Here is a 25,243-nt window from a genome sequence, read left to right as displayed (position 1 = left end):
TTCTATTATATGATGGTGTAATCTTTATTTTTAGGAGGGATTGGATGAGACAAAGAGAAGCAGTAGAGAAGATAACGGGAAGCTTGAAAGAAGATGACCTCGTGAAGGCTGTGTTTCTAAAGGGTTCGATGGGGCGTGGGGAAGAAGACGAGCACTCGGATGTGGATTTGTATGTGCTGGTCGACGAGGTGGACAAGGGAGCTTTTCTGAAAAATAGACAAAAGCATCTCGAAAGCTACCAGCACATCATTTTTTATGATGATATCTTTATTATCGCTCCTCAGATCATTGCTGTGTATGAAAACTTGCTTCACGTGGATCTTTTTACGGTTACTGAGGAAACATTCGTACATAAAGATTTTTTCCGTGTTCTCTATGATCCGGAACAGCGTATGGTAAAACATGAGCCTCATCAGAATCTCTATTTGTCTGACAAGGATTTTTTATATGCGGTCGATGACATTGCTTTCTTCTTTCTGCAATACAAGAAAGCGGCTGATCGTGGGAATGACATGTGGGCTGTAAAGGTAGCCAATGATATAGGCGTGAATGTGGCTAAGGTTCTACTACAAAAATATGCACCGGATCAAGCGCAGCTGGGTTTAAAGGCTGTTCCGAATGCGCTGCCCTCTTTTTACGTTCAGGAGATGGAGAACGTGTATCGCAGTATATCATTGGACCGTCATGAAAAGGCCGTGGTTCTAATGGCTGCTATGATGGAAGACCATCTGGAGTGGCTTGAAGATTATTGGGGGAGTGAAGCTTATACCATTCCTTTCTTGAAGAGAATGATAAAAGAAATGAAAAATAGAACTCCCTGATTAATCAGGGAGTTCTAACCATTAAAATGATTGTCCGGCCATCGCTTGAGAAAGCGTGGCGGTTGTTGTGACATTTCTGAAGTCTACACCGAGCTGAACGGCTGTCTGAGCAATTTCAGGTCGAATACCGACAACGGTTGATGAAACACCTATCAGTTGTAGACTATCAATCAATTGAAAGATTTGTTGAGCCACCATCGTGTCGACCAGATAAACACCGGATAGATCGATGTAAAGGACATCAATATCCTCTTCCGTACAGTTTTTTAAGGTGTTTTCCAAAATCGCTGACGCACGTTCGGTGTCAATATTACCGACTAATGGGAGTAAGGCACGCTCATTGGATAACTGAATCAGCGGTGAACTCAATTCGTTAATCACCGTACGTTGATGATCAATTTTTTTGTTCAACTGATTGGATTTTTCTTCTGTAACTTTAAACATGATCTCATCAAAAACTTCAATTAACAAACGTTTCCATTCATTTTCCAGGTCACGGGAGACGGGCGTTTCCTGTTGAAGGATGAATTCTTCCAGGAAATCCAAATACTGCTCACGAACACGCATGAATTCCCGAATGATTTCGTGGGTAGGTGTGTTTAAATGCTGCGGATCTCTGCCGACATTTATAATCCAACCGTTGATTTGTTTGAAAAAATCGTCACGCTCCAATATGAAAAGCTGGCGCATATATTTGTGAAATTCATAGTTCTGAGCTTTTAAATGATTAACGACTTCTGAATCCGTAGCTGCATACACCCCTGAAACGTCATGTTGATTCAGAGAGTTGTACCACTCATCTGTTAAAACTTCAGCTTTTTGCAAAAGAAAGTCATGTAAAGCTTGGTTCGGTTCCATTTGCAAGCTCCTCTCTGTTCTATGAGCCTCTATTTGACTAGTTGGAGAGGATCATCAGTTACTCCTATTATAAATGGTATAACTATTCATTTCCAATAGGATTGACTTAAGGTTGTTAAAAAAGGGAATATCAAAACGAGGAGGTGGTGAAATGGCTATAAGAGAAGTATTAATAGAGCAGTTGAAATCTGTCTACGATGAAAACAGCTGGTTCGTATGTTTCAATAATGCCGTAAGAGAATTGGAAGAGCCACAAGCAATGGAGAAACTGCACGATCACTCCCATTCCATCGCGGAAATCGTTCATCATCTTTACTTCTACAACGAAAGATACTTAAGTCGTTTCCGTGGGGAGGAAGTGGCTGAGCGACCCCGTCACTATGATACATTTCAAAATCATGGACAAATGGAGTGGCACTCACGAGTGGCTGACTTCCAAATGGTTATGACGATGTTTAAGCAAGAGCTTCTATCATGCAGTCAGGAAAAGCTTGAAATGTGGGCAGAGACCCTGTCGAATTTATTTATGCATAACGCTTACCATATCGGACAGATTGTAACGATTCGAAAAGAAAACGGATGGTGGGGAATAAATCCGGTAGTGAAGGGGTAGGGATATGAAAAAAATAGGGCGGGGAAATTACTCGCGCTTATTATCCTTTCCGTGTATCTATTATGTAAAGCGTGCAGGAACAAGGTTCCATGCACGTTTTTTTATTAGTCTTCGTATTTAGACAGAGCATCGTCTATTTCGTGACGTGTTGCCATCAATGGAGTCGTAGGTTCTAGACATGTGATGCTGCAGAAGCAATCCAGATCTACAGTAATGCAGATTCCTGTAGCGCGAAGGTTACGAATAGAATCACCCGGGAAATAGTCGCATACATCTTTCTTCCTGCAAGATTGTACAGCGCGTGCTCCCCCATTTGATTCAGGAAGCAAAAGCTCCAGTTTGACACACTTTCCATCATTGGTGAATTTCTTCGCTCTGAAAACTGGAGAGCTCAAGCAGGCAAGATAAGTGGAGCTATTAGACATTAATTGTTTACGAATAACCCCGCTACCGATGAAAGGTTTGCAGTCTTTGCAGTACAAAATGAATGGGATGGTTGTGTTACGTGGTGACTCTTCAGCAGGTGAAAGCAGATCACGAATGGATCGCCCGCAGCTGACATCGCAACATCCATTGTCCATCAAGGCAGCCACTTCATCTTGAGCTTTAATGATTTCTTTAATAACATCGCGGACGCAGTTGTTATCTCTTCCTTTACAACTCATAAAAGCATTTCCTCCTTTATTTTTTCTCTGTATTCTATGGTTTCTCATAGAAAGAGCTTGTATAGGTGCCTACCATTCTAAGAATCTTCATAGATTGTAAAAATGCTAGGTGAACGCCAAGGCACCCAGCAGCTGAAGGCATATCTTATAGTACTGAGAGTTCACGAAAGCTCAAAGTTCATGGTCTACCACGCCATGGAAAATTTCCCTACGGTCTGGTGCCAGCGTACACTGGCATCTTTTTTATTTTTCTTTATTACGCTTAATGGCCTCACGTGGAAAATAGATTTCGAGATAAAAGAAATCGTTTTCTGTATGGAGAGTCAGAGGGGCTGGGAAAAGAAGGACTATAATTCTAAAATATGAATAATGATTCACTTTTTGTTGAATTTTCAGAATAGTAGGTATAAAATGGATGCATACTAACCGTTTGGTATGTTTCTGTGAAGAAGGAGGAAAAAAGGTGAACTTTGATTATTCCGATAAGGTGAAAGGCTACCTCGAAAAGCTGCAACGGTTTATGGATGAACATGTTTATCCCAATGAGTCGGTGTATGAGGATCAATTAAATGAACAAAAAGACCGCTTTTCAGAAGTGCCACCTATCATGGAAGAGCTGAAATCGAAAGCGAAAGAGGAAGGGCTTTGGAATTTATTTTTACCTGATGATACATATGGAGCCGGTCTCTCGAATCTTGAATATGCCCCGCTTTGCGAGATGATGGGGCGTTCGCTTATTGGTCCTGAAGTTTTTAATTGTAATGCACCTGATACGGGGAACATGGAGGTGCTGGCGCGTTATGGAAGTGAAGCTCAGAAGGAAGAGTGGTTGGAACCTCTTCTGAAGGGAGAAATCAGATCCTGCTTTTCAATGACTGAGCCGGATGTGGCTTCTTCCGATGCTACAAACATTAATTCGAGCATTATACGGGACGGAGACGATTATGTCATCAATGGTCGGAAATGGTGGTCTTCAGGAGCAGGAGATCCACGGTGTAAAATCGCCATCTTTATGGGGAAAACGGATCCGGATGCCAAGCGCCATGAGCAACAATCCATGATTCTTATCCCTTTGGATACGGAAGGTGTTCAGGTCAAGCGCATGTTACCTGTATTCGGATATGATCATGCTCCACATGGACATGCGGAAATTGATTTTCACAATGTCCGTGTCCCGAAGGAAAACATGATTTGGGGAGAGGGTAAAGGGTTCGCCATCGCCCAAGGTCGTCTGGGACCTGGAAGAATCCATCATTGCATGCGATTGATTGGAGCAGCGGAACGAGCGCTTGAGGATTTATGTAAGCGCGTTCAAAACAGAGTGGCTTTTCATCGTCCTTTAGCGGAGCAAGGGGTCGTAAGGGAGTGGATCGCCGATTCCCGGATTGAACTTGAACAAGCACGTCTGCTTACTTTGAAAGCGGCTTATATGATGGACACGGTTGGGAATAAGGAAGCGAAAACCGAAATCGCCATGATTAAGGTGGTCGCCCCGAATATGGCATTGAAAGTTATTGACCGGGCGATACAAGCTCACGGTGGGGCAGGAGTCAGTGATGATTTCACCTTAGCTGCCCAATGGGCAAACTCACGAACTTTGAGGCTGGCAGATGGGCCGGACGAGGTTCACCGGAGACAGATTGCTAAACTTGAATTATCCAAATATGAGGAGTGAGACCATGCATGTAAAAAATCTTTTTGATTTAAAAGGGAAAACCGCACTTGTTACGGGAGGCGGACGTGGGCTTGGTGAACAAATTGCTGAAGGTCTTGCCGAAGCAGGGGCGAATATTATCGTCTGTTCCCGTAAAAAAGAGGCGTGTCAACAGACGGCTCTCAGGCTTGGGAGTGAATGTGGTGTGGAGGCACTTGCGCTTGGGTGTGATGTCACGAACCCTGAAGACATTGACCGTGTAGTGGAGGAAGCGTTAGCCAAATTCGGTACCATTGATATCCTTGTTAACAATAGCGGGGCTACGTGGGGCGCGCCAACGCTCGAAATGCCACTGGAAGCATTTCAAAAGGTAATGAACGTCAACGTGACCGGAACTTTCCTTATGTCTCAGAAAGTTGGCGAGCAAATGGTCAAACAGAAGTCCGGAAAGGTCATCAACATTGCATCTGTTGCTGGTCTTGGTGGTGCGGATCCAAGGTTTATGGAGACGGTCGGCTACAATGCCAGTAAAGGTGCGGTCATCACTTTTACAAAGGATCTAGCAGTGAAGTGGGGCATGCACAACATTCAAGTGAACGCCCTGGCTCCCGGATTCTTCCCGACAAAAATGTCGAAAGGGGTACTTGAGCACGGGGGAGATTTTATACTCGATCGAACGCCGCTCGGACGCTTCGGTTCTGAGGAGGACTTAAAAGGAGCTGCTCTATTTCTAGCATGTCGAGCATCCGATTATGTCACCGGGGACGTCCTCGTTGTTGACGGTGGCATGCACGCTTCCTGTTAATGGATTTTGCTGAGTTAGGACGGATGGATATGAAAGAGAGAATGATGGACTCAATCATAGAATTATTCGGTAAAAAGGGGTTCCAAGGCACCTCCATCCAGGACATCGTTGATGCGAATGGAGTGACAAAAGGGACATTCTATTACTATTTCAAAAACAAAGAAGATGTACTTGTTCACATTCATCAATCTTTTATTGATCACCTGCTGGAGGGACAAGAAAATATCATGACAAGCGAAGGTCTTTCCAATCAGGAGAAATTGTATAGAATCGTAGAGTTGTTGATCGGCAATATCAGAATAAACGGTCATAGTGCACTCGTGTTCTTTCAAGAAATGAGACACCTGAGTGAAGAGAAGACTGCGATCATTATGCCAAAACGCCAACAATTCCAATTGAATATACAGAAAGTGTTGGAAGATGGGATCGCGGACGGAGAATTCAAGAAGACTCTCCGTGCAGACATGCTATCCTATGCGGTCCTTGGAATGGCGAACTGGAGCTATTTTTGGTACGAACCCGAAGGAGAAGTGGAAGAGAAGTCTTTGACTGATTTATATATGCAGTTGATTTTTAACGGAGTGAAGGAGGAGACGAATGACCATTGAAAAATTAGCGGTTGTCGGTGCGGGCAGTATGGGGCATCAGATTGCCATGCTAGGTGCATTAGCTGGATATGAAACAAAGCTCCAGGACATTAGCCAGGAATCATTGGAAAAGGCTGAAGCGAAACTTGCTGGGATTATGGAGAAGTGGGTGGAAAAAGAAAAAATTTCTAAAACCGTGCGTGATGAGGCCTTTGCCCGCCTTCATTTTACAACAGAATTGGAGGAAGCGGTCTCAAGTGCAGATCTTGTTATTGAAGCTGTCGTTGAAAAACTGGATGTGAAACGGCAAGTGTTTGCAAAATTGGATGAGTATGCTCCATCTCATACAATTCTTGCGACCAATTCTTCCACAATCGTCAGTTCATTGATTGCTGATGCAACGTCGAGGCCTGAAAAAGTTTGTAACATGCACTTTTTCTTCCCGCCCCTTGTGATGGATTGCGTGGAAGTCGTCAAAGGGGAACATACCTCAGAAGAGACGGCTGCTGTAGTTATGAAAGTGTGCGAAGAGATGAATCGTACCGCTGTTCTTTTACAAAAAGAAATCTCAGGATTTATTGCCAATCGGATTTTGTTTGCTATTCAAAAAGAAGCGATGAGTTTGTATGAGGGTGGATACGCGGATTATGAAGACATCGATAAAATCGTGAAAAAAGCACTGAAACATCCAATCGGCCCGTTTGAATTAATGGATCTTTCCGGTATAGATGTCGGTTATTATGTCATGCAGCAGCAGTATAAGGAAACCGGCGATCCTAAAGACCGGCCATCTAAAACGATTGAAGAAAAAATGAAAGCAGGAGAGCTTGGCCGCAAAACTGGGAAGGGTTTTTATACCTATGAAAGCTCTGTGAAAAGTTGAGGAGGAGAACGAATGCACGAAATAGAAGTGAACGTGAGATTTTGTGAAACCGACTTATTGGGGCACGTGAACAACAACAACTTCTTTGTCTATATGGAAGATTCACGAATCCGCTTTTTTAATGACTTGGGACTTGTAGGGAATGATTGGAATTTTATCCTTGCATCGACGAAATGTGATTTCATCAAGCAGGTGTACTTCAATCAAACACTGATTATTCGCAGTCATGTAGCAAAAATTGGGCGCTCAAGCTTTCATTTAGAGCAGGAAATGTTTGAAAAAGAGTCAGGTGAACTTGTGGCCAGGGGCTTGTCGGTCATTGTTCAATTCGACTTTGAACAACAGCAAAGTGTTGCCATGACCCCTGAGATGAAAGAATCCTTGGCATCCTATCAAATGGTAGCAAAATAAAGGAGGTTCTTCATGGTTTATACAGAAGATACAAGACCTGTCCGCCAAGGGGAGGAGCTCGACGTAAACAAGCTTGAGCGTTTCTTAAGGCGAAAGTTGGAGGTACCTTCAGGTGATTTGCAAATCAGGCAGTTCGGGGCGGGGCATTCCAATCTAACGTATGAGTTGTCGGTGGGAGAGGAGTGGAAAGCAGTCTTACGTCGCCCTCCCATGGGCCCGGTCGCTCCTAAGGCCCACGACATGGAACGTGAATTCAAGGTTCTTCAATCTTTACATCCAGTCTTTTCTTTGGCGCCGAAACCCTATCTCTATGAATCGGGTAACCTGATTGGCCGCCCCTTTTTTCTCATGGAACGTAGAGAAGGTCTCGTATTTGATCACGCCTTCCCAGAAGGTGTAGAAGCGACAGATCAGCTTGGGAGACAACTTTCAGAAACGATGGTCGACCGGCTGGCAGAACTTCATTCACTGGATTACCAACAGACTTCTCTTAAAGATATGGTCAAGCCTGAAGGATTTATGGAAAGGCAAGTTCATGGATGGATCAAACGCTATGAAAAAGCGAGAACTGATGATGTGGTTTCCGGGGAGCGTTTAAAAAAATGGCTGATCGATCATATCCCTTCATCTAAAGAAGCTGCCATCATTCACTATGATTACAAGTTGAACAATGCCATGTTCAGTAAAGAAGATCCTTCACGAATGGTAGGATTGTTTGATTGGGAAATGACGACCGTAGGAGACCCATTGGCCGATGTTGGTGCTGCCATGAGCTATTGGATTCAGAAAGACGATCCAGAACTTTTGAAAACGGGATTGGGGAAGCCGCCGCTTACGGTACAGGATGGTTTCTATTCAAGAGAGGAATTCATTCAACGCTATGCTGAAAAGAGCGGTCGACATGTGGATGACATAGACTTTTATTTGACCTTCGCCTATTTTAAGTTGGCAGGTATCGTTCAACAAATCTATTACCGCTATAAAAATGGTCAGACACAGGATCCGAGGTTTGCAGGAATGCATGTGTTCGTCAATCAATTGATTCGTCATGCGGAAGAAACAGCAGGTCTCTAGCATGGGAGCTATCCAAGTCATTTTTAAAAAAGAAGATATACAGCCGGAAAAGTTAAAAGGGAAAGTTGTCGTCGTCTTTGACGTCTTATTCGCCACATCCACGATTACAGCTGCGATTGCGGATGGTGCTTCCAGTGTCATTCCAGTGTTCAGCCCGGATGAAGCTCGGAAACTAGCGGAACAATTTGAAGATCCTTTCATCATGGCTGGAGAGGATAAAGGGAGGGGAATTGATGGATTTGAACCACCGTTAAGAACCAACTTGAAATCCATCATACAGAACAAGCACCTCTTCTTGACGACGACAAATGGGACGGTTGCCTTACACCAATCCACACAGGCTTCCTCTTTATATGCCGCTTCACTGCTGAACAATCCAGCAATGGCTGCTCATATGGCAGACCTTCATCAAGGAGAAGATATCGTTCTCGTCTGTGCGGGCTCAAGCGGAAAATACACGGTGGAGGATTTTTATGGCGTCGGCAGTCTAATTTATCACATGCAAAAAAGGGACAGGTGGGAACTTTCGGATGCCGCTGTCACAGCTCTCGGTTTCTACGAAGGAAGTGGGCCCGCAAAAGAATTATTGAGAAACTGCAGAATAGGAAAGTTACTTGTAAAAGCCGGGCTTGATCCGAAAGAAATTGATTTTGCTGCGGAAGAAGGTTTATTCGATTCGATACTTACGTATGACCGTGAAAGCGGACAAATCAAGGAGGGGAAAAATGCAACCAGTTCAGCATAACATTCGTGGTGGAGAGTTTTTGATATCGGAGATTTCAGAGGACGCTGTGTTCACACCGGAGGATCGGACCGATGAGCATAAGATGATGGCTTCCACTGCTCGACAATTTATTACCCGGGAAATTCACCCCAATAGGGAGCGGATCGAAGGCGGAGATTATGATTTTGTAGCTGAGAAAATGCGTCATGCCGGAAATATAGGACTTCTCGGTCATAGTATTCCTGAAAATTATGGAGGGCTTGGCTTAGATAAGATCAGCAAAGGGATCGTTGGTGAAGCATTAGGAAATGCAAGCGGCTATAGTGTTGCTCACTCAAACCATACATGTATAGCTACATTACCGATCACCTATTTCGGTACGAAGCAGCAAAAAGAAAAGTACTTGCCTAAACTCGCATCTGGAGAGTATATAGGGGCTTATTGTCTTACAGAGCCTGAAGCTGGTTCCGATGCCCTCTCCGCTAGAACCACAGCCGTGCTTAATGAAACGGGGACTCATTATCTATTAAACGGAACCAAAATTTATATCACGAATGCCGCTTTTTCCGATACGTTTATTGTGTATGCCAAAGTAGATGGAGAGCACTTTTCCGCTTTCATCGTTGAAAAAGATTTCCAGGGACTTTCCATCGGACCTGAAGAAAAGAAGATGGGAATAAAAGGGTCTTCGACTTGTTCTGTAGTGATGGAAGATTGTGAGGTTCCGGTTGGAAATTTACTAGGGGATGTCGGTAAAGGACATTTGATCGCTCTTAACGTTTTGAATTTAGGGCGTTTCAATTTAGGGTTTGCCACAATGGGAGCAGCCAAATACAGTTTTCAGTTAGCGATTACCCATGTGAAAGAAAGGAAACAGTTTAAAAGAAGTATTGCAGAATTTCCGGCAACGAAGGAGAAACTCGCCTTGATGGCGGCTCAAATCTATGGTACGGAATCTTTGCTTTATCGTACGGCGGGTCATATAGAAGCTTCGCTCCACGATCACTATGATTCTGAAGATCGTCTATCCACAGCTAAAGCAATGAATGAGCATAAGCTCGAAGCTGCGATTTGTAAGGTTGCCGGGTCAGAAACGTTGGACGAGGTGGTGGATGAGTCCCTACAGTTGCATGGAGGAGCAGGATTCATCAAGGAATATCCCATTGAACAAGCTTATCGAGATTCAAGAATTAACCGGATCTTTGAAGGGACCAATGAAATCAATCGCCTGTTAATTCCAGGTGCTTTTTTCCAAAAAGCAGCCAAAGAAGAATTTGATGCCGCATCACTAATGGAGAAAGCGGAATATTCTTTGAAGAACGGCGGGTATAAACGCTCCGAGAAACGGCAGGAGGCCGTGGCTTTATTCAAGGATTTATATCTTGTATGTGCAGGGGTGGCTTACCGAACATACGGAAAAGCCATTCAGGAAGAACAAGAGATATTAATGAAGCTTGCCGATCTTGCCATTGAAATTTACCGCGTCGAGTCCGCAGTCTTAAGGACAAGGAAAGCCGAACATGCGAAAGATTCGGGCCTTCCATTAAAAGAAATGATGTCCTACACGTTAATTGAACAGTCTACATTGAAGGTGCAGCGTTCGATCACACAACTTTTATCCGCGCTTTTGCAAGGGGAGGAACGTGTTCAAACTTTACGTCATATCCCTGTGCTTTTAAGTGAATATCAATGGGAAGGCTCCATGGAAAGAAACCGCCAGCTTGCCGATCGTATGATTGCTGCAGGTCAGTACGTATCATAAAAAGGAGATGACGAATATGAAATTAGGTAACGATCACTTAACTGTCGATATTAAAGGTCCTGTATTATCCTGTGTACTGAACAGGCCGGATTCATTGAATGCTTTTTCTGATCAAATGATCATAGGTCTTCAAGAGGCCCTGGCTGAAGCCGAACGTAATGATGATGTGAAAGTTGTGGTGCTTTCAGGGGCCGGCCGATCTTTTTCAGCGGGTGGAGATGTGAAATCCATGGGGACAGCTGATGCGCAGCATCTGTATGACCATGTGGGAGAACTCAACCAATTGATTTTGAAAATCAAAGATTTAGCCAAACCAGTCGTGGCAGTGGTGCATGGATACGCAGCAGGGGCTGGTTTCAACCTTGCGCTTGCCTGTGATCAGATCCTGGCAGGGGAAGAAAGCAAATTTGTGCTTAGCTTTGCACAGGTCGGACTTGTTTCGGACGGAGGCGGTCATTACTTTTTATCACGATTGTTAGGCCCGTACCGTACGAAAGAACTTCTGTTCCGCGCAGAACCTATTCCTGTTGAGACAGCTGCTGAATGGGGATTAGTCAATCGTGTCATTCCACTAGCTGATTTAGAAGAAGAGGCTATGAATTATGCCCTTGCTCTTTCCAAAGGTCCGGGCAGAGCGATGGGGATGATGAAAAAGATCGTCGATCAGGCCGATCGCTCCGATTTAGCTACGATTCTTGAGCAGGAAAGAATAACACAAACGATGATGGTCACCACCCAAGACCATAAAGAAGGTGTGCAGGCCTTCAAGGAAAAGCGCAAACCTAACTTTGTTGGGAAATAAGGAGGGGAAAAAATGAAAGCGATTCAGTTTAAAGAATATGGCGCGCCTTCTGTATTGGAGAAGGTGGATGTCGACCGACCAGAGCTTGAACAAGGAGAAGTTCTTCTCAAAGTTCATGCCATCGGAGTGAACTATGCGGACACAGCAAGGCGTGAGGGGGCTTATGTAGTACCCACACCACTTCCCTTTATCCCTGGAGCAGAAGTTGCCGGGGTCGTTGAAGAGGTAGGCGAAGGGGTGAGCCGTGTCGCTAAGGGAGATCGTGTCGTGACGCTCATTGGCTCAGGGGGCTATGCAGAATATGTGAAGGCGAATGAGAGTACTTTGATCCCCATCCCAAATGAAGTCACAGATGAAATCGCTGTGGCTTTACCCTTACAGGGGTTAACCGCCTATCATATTCTCACAACGATGGGGAGGCTGGAAAAAGGAGAAACCGTTCTTGTTCATGCAGCGGCCGGAGGCGTTGGTTCCCTTGCTGTCCAACTAGCCAAACATTTCGGAGCAGGAAAGGTTATCGCGACGGCCAGCACAGATGAAAAGCTGAACTTAGCTCGTGATTTAGGTGCAGACTATGCCATCAACTACACGAATCCGATGTGGCGTGAAGAAGTAATGGAGGCCACGGATGGCAGAGGAGTCGATGTGGCTCTGGAAATGGCTGGAGGCGATATTTTTCACGAGACCGTCAAATGCATGAGAGCATTTGGAAGAGTCGTAGTTTATGGGGTTGCCAGTGGAGAGCCGCCCCAAATGTATCCTTCTGGTCTTATGAATCGAAATCTATCGGTCATTGGATTCTTTTTGCCACAGATTATGAAGAAGCCTGTCCTGTTTGAAAAGAGTTTGAACCATTTATTGAAAATGGTGAAGACTGGTGAATTGAAGTTGACTGTCGGTGGTGTGTTTGATTTAGAGGAAGCGGCTCATGTTCATGAGGTCATGCAGGCCAGAAAAACAAAAGGAAAGCTGGTCTTGAAGCCATAACATATAAAAAGTACGGCAGACTTGTTCTGCCGTACTTTTTTTGCAGGAAGAAGAGAGGATTCTGTCGAATACAAATGACCACAGATGAAAAGGGGGAGAAGACTAATGTTTGAACAAAAAATCGATGAAGAATTATCACTGAAGATGATTGACCACCGTGATGCGGAAGAGCTATTCCGACTATCGGATCGTTCCAGGGATCACATAAAAACATGGTTGCCATGGATCCACTTTACAAAAGAAGTGGAAGATACAAGAAACTACATAAAGATGTGTTTACGCCGTTATGCAGAAAACAACGGACTGACCGTTTGTATTCTATATCAAGGAAACATTGCAGGTGTCGTTGATTTTCATGAAATTGATGAGAAAAATAAAGTCACAAGCATCGGTTACTGGATGGGAGCTGATTACAAAGGGAAGGGGCTGCTTACACGTTCCTGTCGCGTTCTGTTCGACTATGCGTTTAAGACACTAGGTATGAACCGAATTGAAATTCGGGCGGCTTCTCAGAATACAAAGAGTCGTGGAGTGCCGGAGCGATTAGGTTTTAAGCAGGAAGGTGTCATCCGTCAGGCAGCCCGGCTTTATGATGAATATACGGACCATGTGGTTTACGGAATGTTAAAAGAAGAGTGGCTGATGAAAGGGGAAATCACTTGAACGTCACATCCGTGGAACATATCCAAAAAAAGAGCCCGCTAAAAAAGGAATGCGAGGACGCTTTTGTTCTAAATGAACAAGCTGGTATTTATGGCGTTTTAGATGGAGCTACTCCGCTCGTCTGTTTTAAGGATGAAGCAGGTCATAATGGAGCATATCTTGCCGCACAAATTTTCAAAACCAAAATGGAGCGGTTAAAGGGTGGAGAAGAGTTAGTGAAAGCCGTAGAAGAAGCCAATCTACATTTAAAGGATGAGATGGAAAGGTACGCTGTTCAGACAGAACTCGGAGAAGAACGCTGGTCCACATGCGTAGCTGTTGTTAAAGTTATGGATGACCAGATTCATTATGTGCAGCTAGGGGACTCTATGATTCTTGTAGAGGATGAGAATGGAAAATTTATGGTTGTCACAATTGACTCTGTCAAAGGGATCAGCGAAAGAGCCAAGAAAAAACGTGTCGAAGGAAGAAAGGATGGGGAAAAGATCCCCCCTGAAAGTTATTATGATATACGTATGAATAAGCTTCGCTACAACCGGCGGCTTGCGAATGTGGAAGGTGGCTATACGGTTGCCAATGGAATGCCTGAAGTGATGGACTACCTTGATCAAGGAGTAATCAATGGAAAAGGAGTTCGGAGCCTCTTACTTATTTCAGATGGTTTATTTCATCCTGAACTTACCCTTGAAGAAACTTATCAAAGAATTCGAGAAGTCGGGTTGGAAGGTTATGTTCATGAATTAACGGAACACCTGAATAAACATTCTCTCCATATCGATGACAGAACAGCGGTGTGGATTAAATTCAACTAAGCGCACCTTCATATGGAAGGTGCACTTCGCTTTGTTTTTTATGTTACGACGGCCAGGACGAAGCCGTCATATCCTTTGCTTCCCACTGTTTGAAAAGCTGTGGAATCAAGGTGGGGGTGGTTGTTTAATAAGTCAAACATCTCTCGTATGCCCAAAATACTCTTATCCTTGCTTTCTGAGTCGAGCAGTTCTCCATCCCGTACAACATTATCTACTAAAATCGTTGTACCAGGCTTGGATAACTTTAGAACTTCTTTGATATAGTGGGGATTATTATTCTTATCTGCATCAATAAAAATAAAATCGAAGGGTTCCCGTCCTTCTAAAGTAGGCAAAGATTTGAGAGCGGGACCGACAATCACTTCGATCTTATCCTTCACTCCTGCCATTTCCATATTCCTGGAGGCTACTTCCGCATGCTTCGGGTTGAATTCTAGTGTAGTGACGTGACCATCTTCAGGCAGGGATTTCGCCATCCAAATGGTGCTGTATCCACCGAGAGTGCCAATCTCCAATACATTTTTTGCGGCTTTCATTTTCACAAAAAGATGAAGCATCTTTCCCTGAATGGCAGACACGTCGATGGAAGGGAGTTCTGCTTCTTCGTTTGATTCTAGTACATTCTCCATAACAGGATCTGCGGGAATCAGTTGATCGATAAAGTACTGATCCACTTGCTTCCAAGTCTCCAGATTACTCAAACAAACCACTCCTTATGTATAAGTTTCTTCTAGTGTAATCCTCTTTCACTAAAAACTCGAACAAAAAGGTGCTACTATAACCACTTCCTTATTAAAGTATATTGCAAGTTTCTTGAAGACTCAGTTTCGAGACTGTTATTGAGTAGCTTCCCAGCCACCACTAACGCTCAACCTGGGTAACGAACCCTGAAAACATCTCGAAATTGAGTCTTCCACAATTGGGAGTTTTAGTGCAAGAAAAAAGAGCTCAGGTTGCCTGAGCTCTTTGGGGTTAACCGAATAGTTTTGGAATGCCCTGGATTAGTGACATGCCGCCCATGTAGGACATGGCAATGACGATGAGGATTCCGAAGATGGTCAACCATAGCGGGTGTTTGTAGTCCCCGACGATTTTCTGTTTATATGCAGCAACCAGCATGACACCCAGCGCAATAGGTAGAATCAAGCCGTTTAATGACCCGACAAGAATCAACACTTTGACAGGCTCACCGACAGAAACGAATACGGTGGTGGAAATGACAATAAACGCGACAATAAACCATTTATGGTGCTTGTTGATTGTTTTATTGAATGTACGGATGAATGAGACAGATGTATAAGCCGCTCCGACGACAGAAGTTACGGCCGCTGCCCACATGATGACACCGAAGATTTTGTAGCCGACATTTCCAGCGGCTGCCTGGAAAACAGAGGCTGGTGGGTTTTCAGGGTTCAGGGTGAAACCTGAGGCTACAACACCCAGGGAAGCAAGGAAAAGGAAGATTCTCATAACAGAGGCAATTCCAATCGCAGACACGGAACTTTTTGTGACTTGCGGGAGTGCTTCTTTTCCTTTTATACCTGCGTCTAGAAGACGGTGGCCGCCGGCGAAGGTAATATAGCCTCCAACGGTTCCCCCGACGAGTGTGATAATAGCCAGAAAATCAATCGTATCAGGGACGAATGTTTTCGTGACGGCTTCCCCGACAGGCGGTTGGGCAGAGAACATAACGAAAATCGTCAAGGCAATCATAACGAAACCAGCAATTTGTGCGAAGCGGTCCATGACTTTACCAGCTTCCCGCACGAGAAAGACGGCGATGGCTACAATACCACTGAATAATGCTCCCATTTCAGGTGAAATTCCGAAAAGTACATTGGTACCTAGGCCAGCGCCTGCGATATTTCCAATATTAAAGGCTAATCCACCGGCAACAATGAGCACAGATAAAAATACTCCAAGGCCGGGGAGGAGGCTGTTAGCGATATCTTGAGCTGGTTTTTCAGATACGGCAATGATTCGCCATATGTTCAATTGGGCCCCAATGTCTATAATAATGGAGATTAAGATGACGAATCCGAAACTTGCTGCAAGTTGTTGAGTGAAGTGAGTCGTTTGTGTTAGGAAGCCGGGACCGATCGCGGACGTCGCCATCAGGAAAGCGGCTCCTAACAGGAGACTTCTTGTCGATTGTTCTTTCATGGAGTAGCTCCTTTGTTATGTTGATTGTAATGTATGAATTCTCATATTTACTTATTTTGTGATAAATTTACTGATGGATTGAAGTGTGATTTCTGATTCTCTCAGGGCTTTTGTAATATAGTTGGCGAAATCGATCGCGCTTGCTCCGTCACCATGAATACAAATCGTATGAACATCAATATCAATATCCGTGTCTTGTACGGTACGGACCTTGTTTTCTTTAATCATGCGAATGACTTGTTCCACGGCCTGCTCGTGATCGGTGATGAGTGCGTTTGGTTCTCTTCGTGAAGTAAGTGATCCATCCTGTTGATAAGTTCGGTCTGAGAATACTTCGCTTGCTGTCTTAAGCCCCTGTTCACGCCCGGCTTTCACTAGTTCACTTCCTGCCAGTCCAAAGAGAACTAGTTCAGAGTCCACATCGTAAATAGCTTTGGCGATGGCTTGCGCCAAGGATTGGTCTTTCGCAGCCATGTTAAAGAGAGCTCCATGAGGCTTAACGTGTTGCAGACGTCCCCCTTCAGTATCCACGAATCCTTTCAGAGCTCCGATTTGATAGACCACCATATCATAAGCTTCCTCTTCGGAAATATCCATCGGACGTCGGCCGAAACCCGCTAGATCTGGAAGACCTGGATGGGCGCCGATCCCGACGTTATGTTCCAACGCCATTTGGACCGTTTTTTTCATGATAGATGGATCTCCGGCGTGGTAGCCGCATGCGATATTCGCGGAGGTTACGTATTTCATTATTTCCTCGTCGCGGCCGATGGTATAGCGGCCGAAACTTTCTCCCATATCACAATTCAAGTCGACGATATGCATAGATTCTCCTCCTTATAGTCGTTTCGTTTCAATCCCTCTCTGCAGTTGTTTTAAGTTTTTTTCTTTTTCTAAGAGCAGGCGTTGAGCTTCTTGGTGAGAAATAGGTGTAAATCTGATACTTTCTCCGGGCCGCATTTGTGCGACTCTTGGTAGGTCAATTGAAGCCACTTGTCCGATTTTGGGGTAACCACCAGTGGTTTGGTGATCTGCTACAAGTAAAATCGGATTCCCATCTGGAGGTACTTGAATGGTTCCGAACGTGACTGCTTCTGAAACGATATCTTTCTTATTTTCAAGTTTTAAGGTTCCGCCGTTTAAACGGTAACCCATTCGGTCTGATTTCGAATCAATTTGAAAAGGATCGTTGAAAAATTGTTCTTTACTCTTTTCTGTGAATAACTCAAATTCACGGCCGGCCATAACTCGGATCGGCTGGTCGTCCCTTGTATAATTAGTGAACTCCGGGCCGACGAACCAGGAAGTTTCTTTAAAGGATATAGTCTTATCCGCAGGTTTAAGTTGTTCTGTTGAGTAAGGAAGATGGAAATCAGAGTGACCAAAACGAAGCTGGTCTCCTTTTTCTAAAGTGCGTCCTTCAAAGCCACCCATGTTTGCTCGCAGATAGGTGGACGAACTTCCCATGACTTTCCGTACCTGAAACCCTCCGGCAATGGAAAGGTAGCATCTGAACCCTTGTTTGGGTTGTCCAAAACGAAGTTCGCTTCCTTTTTTTATGTACAATGGTTTCCACATGGCGACACTCTCACCGTCAATCATTGGCGTGAGGTTTCCTCCGCAGATAGCGATGAAGGCATCTTCTTGAAATTCAAGGACAGGCCCCATAAGTGTCATTTCCATTGTCGCCGCATCGGCAGGATTTCCGACGAGGAGGTTTGCGATTCGGTGGGCCTGTTGATCCATGGCTCCACTTACAATGACTCCATCTTTTTGATAACCGTATCGTCCTATATCCTGAATAGTGGTCATCAATCCCGATTTCAGTACAGAAATCATTGTTCCCCCTCCTTTAGTTGTTTATATTCTGCTTCATTAATGCTAGTGAAACGAATGCGGTCTCCTGCTTGAAGTAGAGAAGGGCGGTCTCGGTCCGGTTCGAAAAGTTTGAGTGGAGTTCGGCCGATCAATTGCCACCCTCCTGGAGTTTCAATAGGATATACTCCCGTTTGCTCTCCGGCAATCCCGACAGTGCCTGAAGGAATCGAAAGCCTTGGATCGTCACGCCGGGGAGCGGCAATTTTTTTATTCATTCCTCCGATATAAGGAAAGCCGGGTGCAAATCCAATCATATAGACAAGGTAATCCCCATTCATGTGGGTGTCTATGACTTCTTCTTCGCTCATGCTATTGTGTGAAGCTACGAAGGAGAGATCAGGTCCCCATTCCCCTCCGTAGCATACAGGTATTTCTATAGTTCTCTCCTCAGAGTGGTAGGTGGAGGATTGGGATAACAATGCTAACACTTCTGTTCGGGCCCATTCATAGGGAAGGAGATCTTGTGAACCTATCTGTTTAGCTATGTAGTAGGGGTTATATAGAATGGTTAGAGTTGAAAAAGCTGGAATGTATTCGATCATCCAGCCGGGTTTTTGTTCATCTAGTTGTGCGGCAGCTTGACGTACCTGTTGATTAGTTTTCTCATTGATAGATTCTCCAAAATCAATAAGGAGAGCCTGATCTCCAAGAGGATGAATGCTTATATTCAAAAAAATACCTCCTATACACTTTTGAAAGTAGTGATGCCAAACAACTATACAGACTTGTGAGCCTTGAGTGAGCTAACCGTTTAAATTTGGCAGGAAAATATCAAAGTATGTCATTTTTTCTAACTTATCGACGTTAATATCGTATCCTATTTTTTTAGCTGTTTCAATTCGACAAAGGTCCCCGATTGGTTTGAACGAGCTTTGTTGTAGGGAATAAAAAAGATAAGTAATGAATGAGGAGGACGAGTAAAATGCCATGGGATACCGATGATTTTCCAAGTTCGTTTAAAAACTTGGAGACACCAGTCAGGAAAAAAGCGATCGAAATAGCGAACGCCATGATTGATGAAGGATATAAAGAGGGCCAGGCCATTCCTATCGCTACAGAGCAGGCAAAAGAATGGTATGAAAACGCAGATGAAAAAGAAATCAATCGTGTGAAACAGATGAGCGATAAAAACCTAAAATCAAGAGACGAAGAAAGAAGTCGGGGAGAAAGTCGACCTGAACTTCTTGAAAAGGGACAACATGTAGTGGCACATGAAGAGGGCTGGGCAGTTAAGACGGAAGATGCGAAACAACCTTCTAATGTTTTTGACAAAAAGCAGGATGCGATTGATCGAGCGAAAGAGATTGCTGAGAACAAAGGAACGCAAGTAGTCGTTCAAAAAAAAGATGGAAGTATACAGGAAAAAATGGCATTTGATGGAGAATCTTAGGTTTACGTCTTTTCTTAACAGGATATATAGCTTATATAACAATTATTCAAGGAGGAATTCAAAGTGGCTGAAAGTAGAAATCAAGCAGAACATGTAGTTTCTCATGAAGATGGTTGGGCTGTTAAAGCAGAAGGTGCGGAACAACCGACGAAAGTGTACGAAAACAAACAGGATGCGATTGATCGTGCAAAAGAGATTGCACAAAACAAAGGAACTTCAGCGGTCATCCATACCAAAGAAGGAAAAATTCAAAATCAATACAACTACAGCAGCTAATTGAACATAAAAAAAGCACTCGCCCAGAGTGCTTTTTTTATGTGGTTCGTTGCCCGATGGGAACGTCAGGGGTGGCGGGGAAGTTATTCCGCGCAGCCCCATCCACTGACAAACATCTCGAAACAGAGTCTTTACAATCGGAAGCTTTTGTTGAATGAGTGACGGGTAGGGGAATTGTGATAGAATACGGAAGAGACTGAATGTGGAGGTTCCAAAAATGAATGGACAAAAAAGAAATGACATTAAAATAGGGGCAGAAGTAGAAATCGTGCTGAAAAAAGATCAACGAACAGGAGCGCTGACCAGTGGGAAAGTGAAAGATATCCTTACCAAATCCCCGAACCATCCTCACGGAATAAAAGTGCGCCTGGAAGATGGTCAAGTCGGTCGAGTGAAAAACATACATTCCTAAAATAGTCTTCCTGCCAAGCCAAAGAGCCCATGTGAAAACATGGGCTCTTTGGCTTTATTGAGATATTTAGAATGTACGATTACACATGACTCTTTTGTTTTTCAAAGTTTCTATAAGGCATTTCAATTGTGAAAAAAGCACCATCTTCATCTTCTGTCACTGCTAGGATGGTGTACGTTGAACCAAAGATTTTCTCCATGGCATAGTCACCATTATCAAATGGCTCGCCATCAATGGAGAAACCAGTTTGCAGTAACGTATGGCGGTTCTCTTCTGTGAATTTACTGATTTCATTGAGTTGAACCATGGGCCGGACAAGTGTGTCTCCTTCGGGCTCATCAAGAACATCGTAGTTTATCTGTATGTTCACCAAATCCCGAGCTTCACCAAGCATCTCCAGGACGAGGGTTTTAAATTCTGATAAGTCCATAAGAAAGCGGACATCTTCCGGTTCAATACGGTCTAAGTACCGGGACATTTTATAAGCCTCCTTTTATACATCTATGGCTTATATTACCATGAAAGGATTTCTTTAAACCTATGTAAATTGGAAAAGCGAGAAGGACGGCCGCCCTTCTCGCTTTATATACTTTCGGAAAATATCAAGTTTTACCCACTTGCTTTTTTTCGCAAGGGTTGTGGAACTTTGTCCATGTTAGTGCCGCGGTTCAAAAATTCTACATGGTAGTTTTTGGCAACTTAAACGACGCAATCCCTACCTCTATTGCATCCTTACAGCTCCGAAGCTGATCCAGTGTGATTAAGTTGTATCAAAACGTAGCAGAATGCCAGTCTCATACAAATCACTCTTTTCTTTTCCGAGTTACCTTCTCTCGAAGGCACTATCAATACATTATAAACTCTACGTTCATAGATGTCAATAGTGTACGTTTTGTTAAACTACCATCAATTCATAAGTTTTACGATCGAACGGCCGCGTGTTTTTCCTTGTAGAATGTTTTCGAGTGTTTCGGGCACTTCATTTAGAGTGCGCACAACTTTAATTCGATCAAAGACTTCTTTGATTTTTAAATCATTAGCCATTCGATGCCACACTTTTTTCCTTAGATTCATTGGGCAATTGACGGAGTCAATTCCAATAAGGCATATACCCCGTAAAATGAAAGGATAAACCTGTGCAGGCACTTTTGTACCCCCGGTCAGACCGCTTACTGCTGCGCCTCCTCCATACTTCAATTGACTAAGAAGGGAGGCGAGCTGTTCACCTCCGACAGGATCAACAGCTCCAGCCCAACGTCCACTCGCTATAGCCTGAAGATTGCCGTCATAAACTTCTTCACGCGAAATGATTTTAGAAGCACCTAAGTCTTTTAAGTATTCCTCATGTTCAGGACTACCTGTGCTTGCTTCCACGGTGTAGCCTCTCTTAGCCAGCATGGCTACTGCTATACTCCCTACGCCGCCGGAAGCTCCGGTTACTAAGACAGGCCCCTCCTCAGGAGTCAGCCCGTTTTCTTCTAATCGGTGAATGGAGAGAGCAGCGGTGAAACCAGCAGTCCCGTATATCATTGCTTCTTCTGTCGTCAACCCTTCGGGAAGAGGGACGATCCATTTGGCGGGGATGCTTGCGTATTCACTAAATCCACCATGATGATTGACGCCAATTTCATAACTGGTAGCAATGACAGCATCGCCCTCTTTATACTGTTTGTCAGAGGAACGAACCACTTCTCCAGCCAAATCAATTCCTGGGATGATCGGATAATTTTTGACGAGGGGATTATCCGGCTGGGTAACCATCCCGTCTTTGTAGTTGATGCTGGAATAATGGACTTTTATTAAAACATCGCTGGAAGGGAGGTCCGAGAAGGAAGATTCCTGCACTAAACCTTGCACACCTTCTGCGGTTTGATCTACTTTATATGCCTTGAACTTTGTCAACGTTTCACCTCATTTCTGCATTTAAGGACGAAGGTCTTCGTCGTAGTCTTCTTCAGTAACGGAGTCCTGTTTGGATTTTCTTCCTTTTTCTTGTTCGCGTTCTTCTTTCTTTACTTCTTCATTTGGAATACCATCAATCAGCTGTTCTTTTTTAAGTTTTTCTTGAAAGCTTTGGTCGTTTTCAGATACTTTGTTTCGTTTTTGATCAGCCATCTCTTTCACCTCCAGAAAATGGGTGTCCCGGTTATAATTCCTTTTTCCATATGGGGTTAAACGTTGATCTAGCATGAGAGGAAAGAAAAAAGCCGTCCATAAGATGGCGGCTTTATTTATCAGTAAATTTACTTTTTATGGATTGGAACAGCGAGGTTTGTATCAAGTAGTCAAACGTTGTGCTGATTACCAGCCCGTGAATGATGACACCTAAGATAGTGAAGATCACGATAATGATATGTCCGGTCATCGTTTCTGGTTCGAATCCAGATCTCCCGAAGAAGGTGAGGGAAAGGATGGCACTTACCCACGCGTCTCCGTAACTATCTAATTCATTTTCAATTAAATGTAAGGGAATAATCAAAAGGAACACAAGAATAAAAGTGGCTCCCGTTACCGTTAAAAGATGCTGCCTTTTAAGGAAGCGTATAAAAGGCATCGTGTAATATTTTGTGATGGACTTCAACCTTAAAAGGTGAAGGATTCTTGCAAATCTAGCAAATTGGAATATCGCATCAAGGGGGATGGCAGCGATAACAATGAAAGGGTGTTTTTTTATGAATCCCCATTTGCTGTCGGCTTTATATAATCGATAAAGGAAGTCGAGGAAGAAGATGGACCATGTTGTCCAGACGATCACACTATTATAGCCGGTTTGCTGCCAAATCGTGGCGACGGATAGGGCTGCAAGAGCGACCATGAATAATTCATAGATCGTTTTACTAGATTTTCTATTTTGTAGTCCCATCGTCATGTCTCTCTCCCTGATTTTGTCGATTCGACATTATTATATCATTCTCTGATTGGGAGCACATTAACTTTGGCGGATGTAATTAGCCCCGGATTCTGTGATTTGCGTGCCGGCCCGGCCACGTTTGATGGTAACGAACCCTCGTTCTTTTAACTCTGTCAACACTCTGCGAATCTGTTGCTCGGATAAAGGGGGGGATTCATCCAGAGAAAGTTTTTCATAGATTTTTTTGCGGCTTGCATTGACCATCGATTCGTTTAATAAAAGGACAATCTTTAAAACTTTTTTATTTATTTGATCATCCACAAGGCTTGTTGTTTTCTGTTTTGTCTCCTTCTTCGGTCTTTGGAAAAAATCTTCACCAGGAAGGTCATGAATTGAAATCGTGTCCCCCTCTGAAACCGTAAGAAGGTAGGATATCGTATTCTTTAACTCCCGAATGTTTCCGAACCAATCATAGCTCATCAATTCGCCGATCAACCCTTCACCGAGGGATTTATTTGGGGTGTGGTTTTCTAATAGAAATTGTTCTACAAGCGAAGGAATGTCTGTTTTTCGTTCTCTGAGTGGAGGGACAGATACGTACAAAACTTTAAGTCTGTGATAAAGGTCTTCTCTGAATTTCCCTTGTTCGATCAGTTCAAGTAAATCTTTGTTTGTAGCTGCGATGATGCGTACATTAATTGGAATGGTCTTGGATCCTCCGATTTTACGAATTTCCATTTCCTGAATTACACGCAATAAACGGGCTTGTAGCTTTAAACTGATATCTCCAATTTCATCAAGGAAAATAGTTCCCCCATCTGCCTGTTCAAATAATCCTTTCTTACCGCCTTTTTTGGCACCGGTGAAAGCTCCTTCTTCATAGCCGAATAGTTCACTTTCCAATAAGTCTTCGGGTAGTGCGCTGAAGTTCACAGCAAGAAAAGGTTCGTAAAGGCGGTCGGATTCATGATGGATGGCGTGAGCGAAAAGTTCTTTCCCGGTGCCGCTTTCCCCATGTATTAAAACGGGGAGGGGGGTTTTCGCAAGTTTATACCCGATGTTTTTCGCTTTTTGAATGGCCGGGCTGTTTCCGATGATATCTTTGAACGTGTACTTCGCGATATAGCCTGTTTTCAACAAGTGTTTACGGGCCGCTTTTTCCATCGTGATGGTTTCATCCGAGTTTTTGAAGATGAAGATGACATTATCGCTCTCTTCCCATTGGACACGATAGATCATGAGGTTGTAGCCGTTTAAAGAGAAGTATAATCCTTCTTCTTGAGGGGTGGTCATGAAATCGAGAAGTTTAGGATCCTTGAATAATTGATGAACAGGCTTTCCCATAGCGTGTGTGTGTGAAAGTCCGCTGTATTCTTCAATGAAAGGATTAAATACGGTAACCTTTTGTTCGGAGTCAATGGCCATGACACCATCGTTCACTCCATCAACCACCTGCTGAAGGTGTTGGTTTAAGAGCTCGGTTTGTTTGTTCATTTCCGATAGCTTTTTGCTGAGCTCGATGATCTTTCCGGTGTACCGGTTCGAAATCATTCCCCCGAGTTCTTCTTTTAAATGGAAGTGATCGAGAATTTCAATTAATGTTGTAATGTCGATCAGGCGGACCCCGATGTCAATGATCTTCTCTGCCGAAGGAGGCACAAGGGTTACCTCGCCTGGAGTAATGGCAGTAGGAATGTCGTGTGTATTCTTTTTACCAGGATAATAAGCGGTGAAGGAAAGGTGGTTCAAGCCCATCTTTTCTAAGGTGTCAATCGTTTCTTGTGCCATTTCGAAGGTGTCATTGACACATAGGACGGAGGTTCCTTCTTCGAGTTCCAACAATCGCTCAATGTGTTGATAATTAATCGTGCGGATGGCTGTTTTATGTGGTGAGCCGGGAGCGATGTAGGGAGCAGCTTCTTTTTCAATTAAATAAGAGGAAAAGATGATTAAATCATCGCTGATTTGTTCTGGTACATATTCATCCACGGCATAGCTCTCAATATGAATGAATTCTCCTAAAATGTCTTCCAATTGTTCATGCAGGGTCGCTTGGGTCTCTTTAGTTCCTGTTAACAAAGTTAATTGGTTTTTCATCCGATCACCCTTCTTTTTAGTTCTTATTGGTTTATATTATAACACCCAATTAAAA

General features: G+C 43.8%; 29 protein-coding genes. 17 read left to right on the top strand and 12 right to left on the bottom strand.

Translation table 11 applies throughout. The features are described from left to right. Positions 1 to 44: 44 nt before the first annotated feature. Complete coding sequence (locus K2225_RS16420; protein ID WP_220585733.1) at positions 45 to 821, top strand: nucleotidyltransferase domain-containing protein; 777 nt, start codon at positions 45 to 47, stop codon at positions 819 to 821. 21 nt (positions 822 to 842) lie between these two features. On the opposite strand, the gene K2225_RS16415 is transcribed toward K2225_RS16420, so the two are convergent. Further along, the gene (locus K2225_RS16415; RefSeq protein WP_220585732.1) at positions 843 to 1,679 is read right to left on the bottom strand and encodes an STAS domain-containing protein; all 837 of its coding nucleotides are present in this window, start codon (positions 1,677 to 1,679) and stop codon (positions 843 to 845) included. A gap of 151 nt (positions 1,680 to 1,830) precedes the next feature. Here K2225_RS16415 and K2225_RS16410 point away from each other — a divergent pair, with 151 nt between their 5' ends. Then, positions 1,831 to 2,292, top strand: a complete 462-nt coding sequence (locus tag K2225_RS16410) for a DinB family protein (protein ID WP_220585731.1) — start codon at positions 1,831 to 1,833, stop codon at positions 2,290 to 2,292. Positions 2,293 to 2,396: 104 nt separating this feature from the next. Here the strand turns inward: K2225_RS16410 and K2225_RS16405 are convergent, their stop codons facing one another. After that, complete coding sequence (locus K2225_RS16405) at positions 2,397 to 2,957, bottom strand: CotY/CotZ family spore coat protein (protein WP_220585730.1); 561 nt, start codon at positions 2,955 to 2,957, stop codon at positions 2,397 to 2,399. A 463-nt stretch (positions 2,958 to 3,420) separates the two neighbouring features. On the opposite strand from K2225_RS16405, the gene K2225_RS16400 reads away from it, so the two are divergent. From K2225_RS16400 to K2225_RS16345, 12 genes are all read left to right on the top strand, one after another. After that, entirely contained in the window at positions 3,421 to 4,632 is a 1,212-nt protein-coding gene (locus tag K2225_RS16400) for an acyl-CoA dehydrogenase (protein ID WP_220585729.1), read from the top strand. A 4-nt stretch (positions 4,633 to 4,636) separates the two neighbouring features. Next, entirely contained in the window at positions 4,637 to 5,416 is a 780-nt protein-coding gene (locus K2225_RS16395; RefSeq protein WP_220585728.1) for an SDR family oxidoreductase, read from the top strand. A gap of 29 nt (positions 5,417 to 5,445) precedes the next feature. After that, positions 5,446 to 6,024 carry a TetR/AcrR family transcriptional regulator gene (locus tag K2225_RS16390; RefSeq protein WP_220585727.1) on the top strand — a complete coding sequence of 193 codons (579 nt, stop codon included), beginning with the start codon at positions 5,446 to 5,448 and terminating at the stop codon, positions 6,022 to 6,024. Beyond that, complete coding sequence (locus tag K2225_RS16385; RefSeq protein WP_220585726.1) at positions 6,014 to 6,886, top strand: 3-hydroxyacyl-CoA dehydrogenase family protein; 873 nt, start codon at positions 6,014 to 6,016, stop codon at positions 6,884 to 6,886. The genes K2225_RS16390 and K2225_RS16385 overlap by 11 nt, the downstream gene beginning before the upstream one ends. A gap of 12 nt (positions 6,887 to 6,898) precedes the next feature. Further along, positions 6,899 to 7,297 (top strand): acyl-CoA thioesterase, encoded by a 399-nt coding sequence (locus tag K2225_RS16380; RefSeq protein WP_220585725.1) that lies wholly within the window; start codon positions 6,899 to 6,901, stop codon positions 7,295 to 7,297. A 12-nt stretch (positions 7,298 to 7,309) separates the two neighbouring features. Beyond that, on the top strand, positions 7,310 to 8,371 hold the full coding sequence (locus K2225_RS16375) for a phosphotransferase family protein (RefSeq protein ID WP_220585724.1): 1,062 nt from the start codon (positions 7,310 to 7,312) through the stop codon (positions 8,369 to 8,371). 1 nt (position 8,372) lies between these two features. Further along, entirely contained in the window at positions 8,373 to 9,116 is a 744-nt protein-coding gene (locus K2225_RS16370) for a 2-phosphosulfolactate phosphatase (RefSeq protein WP_220585723.1), read from the top strand. Then, on the top strand, positions 9,097 to 10,857 hold the full coding sequence (locus tag K2225_RS16365) for an acyl-CoA dehydrogenase family protein (RefSeq protein WP_220585722.1): 1,761 nt from the start codon (positions 9,097 to 9,099) through the stop codon (positions 10,855 to 10,857). Before K2225_RS16370 ends, K2225_RS16365 begins: the two co-directional genes overlap by 20 nt. A gap of 16 nt (positions 10,858 to 10,873) precedes the next feature. Beyond that, positions 10,874 to 11,659 (top strand): enoyl-CoA hydratase/isomerase family protein, encoded by a 786-nt coding sequence (locus K2225_RS16360; RefSeq protein WP_220585721.1) that lies wholly within the window; start codon positions 10,874 to 10,876, stop codon positions 11,657 to 11,659. 12 nt (positions 11,660 to 11,671) lie between these two features. Then, positions 11,672 to 12,646: a quinone oxidoreductase family protein gene (locus tag K2225_RS16355; protein WP_220585720.1), complete on the top strand. Its 975-nt coding sequence runs from the start codon at positions 11,672 to 11,674 to the stop codon at positions 12,644 to 12,646. A gap of 105 nt (positions 12,647 to 12,751) precedes the next feature. Continuing rightward, positions 12,752 to 13,309, top strand: coding sequence for a GNAT family N-acetyltransferase (locus K2225_RS16350; RefSeq protein WP_220585719.1), 558 nt, complete (start codon positions 12,752 to 12,754; stop codon positions 13,307 to 13,309). Continuing rightward, a complete protein-coding gene (locus K2225_RS16345) occupies positions 13,306 to 14,121 on the top strand; it encodes a protein phosphatase 2C domain-containing protein (protein ID WP_220585718.1) in 816 nt (271 codons plus the stop codon). The genes K2225_RS16350 and K2225_RS16345 overlap by 4 nt, the downstream gene beginning before the upstream one ends. A 38-nt stretch (positions 14,122 to 14,159) precedes the next feature. Here the strand turns inward: K2225_RS16345 and K2225_RS16340 are convergent, their stop codons facing one another. The 5 genes from K2225_RS16340 to pxpB all read right to left on the bottom strand — a co-directional run bounded on the left by K2225_RS16340 (position 14,160) and on the right by pxpB (position 18,833). Next, complete coding sequence (locus K2225_RS16340) at positions 14,160 to 14,822, bottom strand: O-methyltransferase (RefSeq protein WP_220585717.1); 663 nt, start codon at positions 14,820 to 14,822, stop codon at positions 14,160 to 14,162. A gap of 271 nt (positions 14,823 to 15,093) precedes the next feature. Next, a complete protein-coding gene (locus K2225_RS16335; protein WP_220585716.1) occupies positions 15,094 to 16,284 on the bottom strand; it encodes an NRAMP family divalent metal transporter in 1,191 nt (396 codons plus the stop codon). 51 nt (positions 16,285 to 16,335) lie between these two features. Then, positions 16,336 to 17,109 (bottom strand): LamB/YcsF family protein, encoded by a 774-nt coding sequence (locus K2225_RS16330; protein ID WP_220585715.1) that lies wholly within the window; start codon positions 17,107 to 17,109, stop codon positions 16,336 to 16,338. A gap of 12 nt (positions 17,110 to 17,121) precedes the next feature. Continuing rightward, positions 17,122 to 18,123, bottom strand: a complete 1,002-nt coding sequence (locus K2225_RS16325; protein ID WP_220585714.1) for a 5-oxoprolinase subunit C family protein — start codon at positions 18,121 to 18,123, stop codon at positions 17,122 to 17,124. Beyond that, complete coding sequence (gene pxpB / locus K2225_RS16320) at positions 18,120 to 18,833, bottom strand: 5-oxoprolinase subunit PxpB (RefSeq protein WP_220585713.1); 714 nt, start codon at positions 18,831 to 18,833, stop codon at positions 18,120 to 18,122. The genes K2225_RS16325 and pxpB overlap by 4 nt, the downstream gene beginning before the upstream one ends. Positions 18,834 to 19,084: 251 nt before the next feature. On the opposite strand from pxpB, the gene K2225_RS16315 reads away from it, so the two are divergent. The 3 genes from K2225_RS16315 (at position 19,085) to K2225_RS16305 (ending at position 20,240) form a co-directional block, all read left to right on the top strand. Beyond that, the gene (locus K2225_RS16315) at positions 19,085 to 19,552 is read left to right on the top strand and encodes a DUF2188 domain-containing protein (RefSeq protein WP_220585712.1); all 468 of its coding nucleotides are present in this window, start codon (positions 19,085 to 19,087) and stop codon (positions 19,550 to 19,552) included. A 63-nt stretch (positions 19,553 to 19,615) separates the two neighbouring features. Continuing rightward, on the top strand, positions 19,616 to 19,828 hold the full coding sequence (locus K2225_RS16310; protein WP_220585711.1) for a DUF2188 domain-containing protein: 213 nt from the start codon (positions 19,616 to 19,618) through the stop codon (positions 19,826 to 19,828). A 217-nt stretch (positions 19,829 to 20,045) separates the two neighbouring features. Next, complete coding sequence (locus tag K2225_RS16305; RefSeq protein WP_220585710.1) at positions 20,046 to 20,240, top strand: YwbE family protein; 195 nt, start codon at positions 20,046 to 20,048, stop codon at positions 20,238 to 20,240. Between the two features lie 79 nt (positions 20,241 to 20,319). Here K2225_RS16305 and K2225_RS16300 read toward each other — a convergent pair whose 3' ends face one another. The 5 genes from K2225_RS16300 to K2225_RS16280 all read right to left on the bottom strand — a co-directional run bounded on the left by K2225_RS16300 (position 20,320) and on the right by K2225_RS16280 (position 25,188). After that, positions 20,320 to 20,718, bottom strand: a complete 399-nt coding sequence (locus K2225_RS16300) for a hypothetical protein (protein WP_220585709.1) — start codon at positions 20,716 to 20,718, stop codon at positions 20,320 to 20,322. 428 nt (positions 20,719 to 21,146) lie between these two features. Continuing rightward, entirely contained in the window at positions 21,147 to 22,142 is a 996-nt protein-coding gene (locus K2225_RS16295) for an acrylyl-CoA reductase family protein (protein ID WP_220585708.1), read from the bottom strand. A 21-nt stretch (positions 22,143 to 22,163) separates the two neighbouring features. Then, positions 22,164 to 22,355, bottom strand: coding sequence for a hypothetical protein (locus K2225_RS16290; protein WP_220585707.1), 192 nt, complete (start codon positions 22,353 to 22,355; stop codon positions 22,164 to 22,166). Positions 22,356 to 22,467: 112 nt separating this feature from the next. After that, entirely contained in the window at positions 22,468 to 23,109 is a 642-nt protein-coding gene (locus tag K2225_RS16285; RefSeq protein WP_255574624.1) for a hypothetical protein, read from the bottom strand. Positions 23,110 to 23,169: 60 nt separating this feature from the next. Further along, on the bottom strand, positions 23,170 to 25,188 hold the full coding sequence (locus K2225_RS16280) for a sigma-54 interaction domain-containing protein (protein WP_220585706.1): 2,019 nt from the start codon (positions 25,186 to 25,188) through the stop codon (positions 23,170 to 23,172). Positions 25,189 to 25,243 lie beyond the last annotated feature (55 nt).

The sequence above is a fragment of the Halobacillus sp. Nhm2S1 genome (assembly GCF_019599545.1).
Classification (GTDB): Bacteria; Bacillota; Bacilli; order Bacillales; family Halobacillaceae; genus Halobacillus.
The sequence above is the reverse complement of the archived record's forward strand: the minus strand, read 5'-3'. Positions and strand labels throughout refer to the sequence as shown.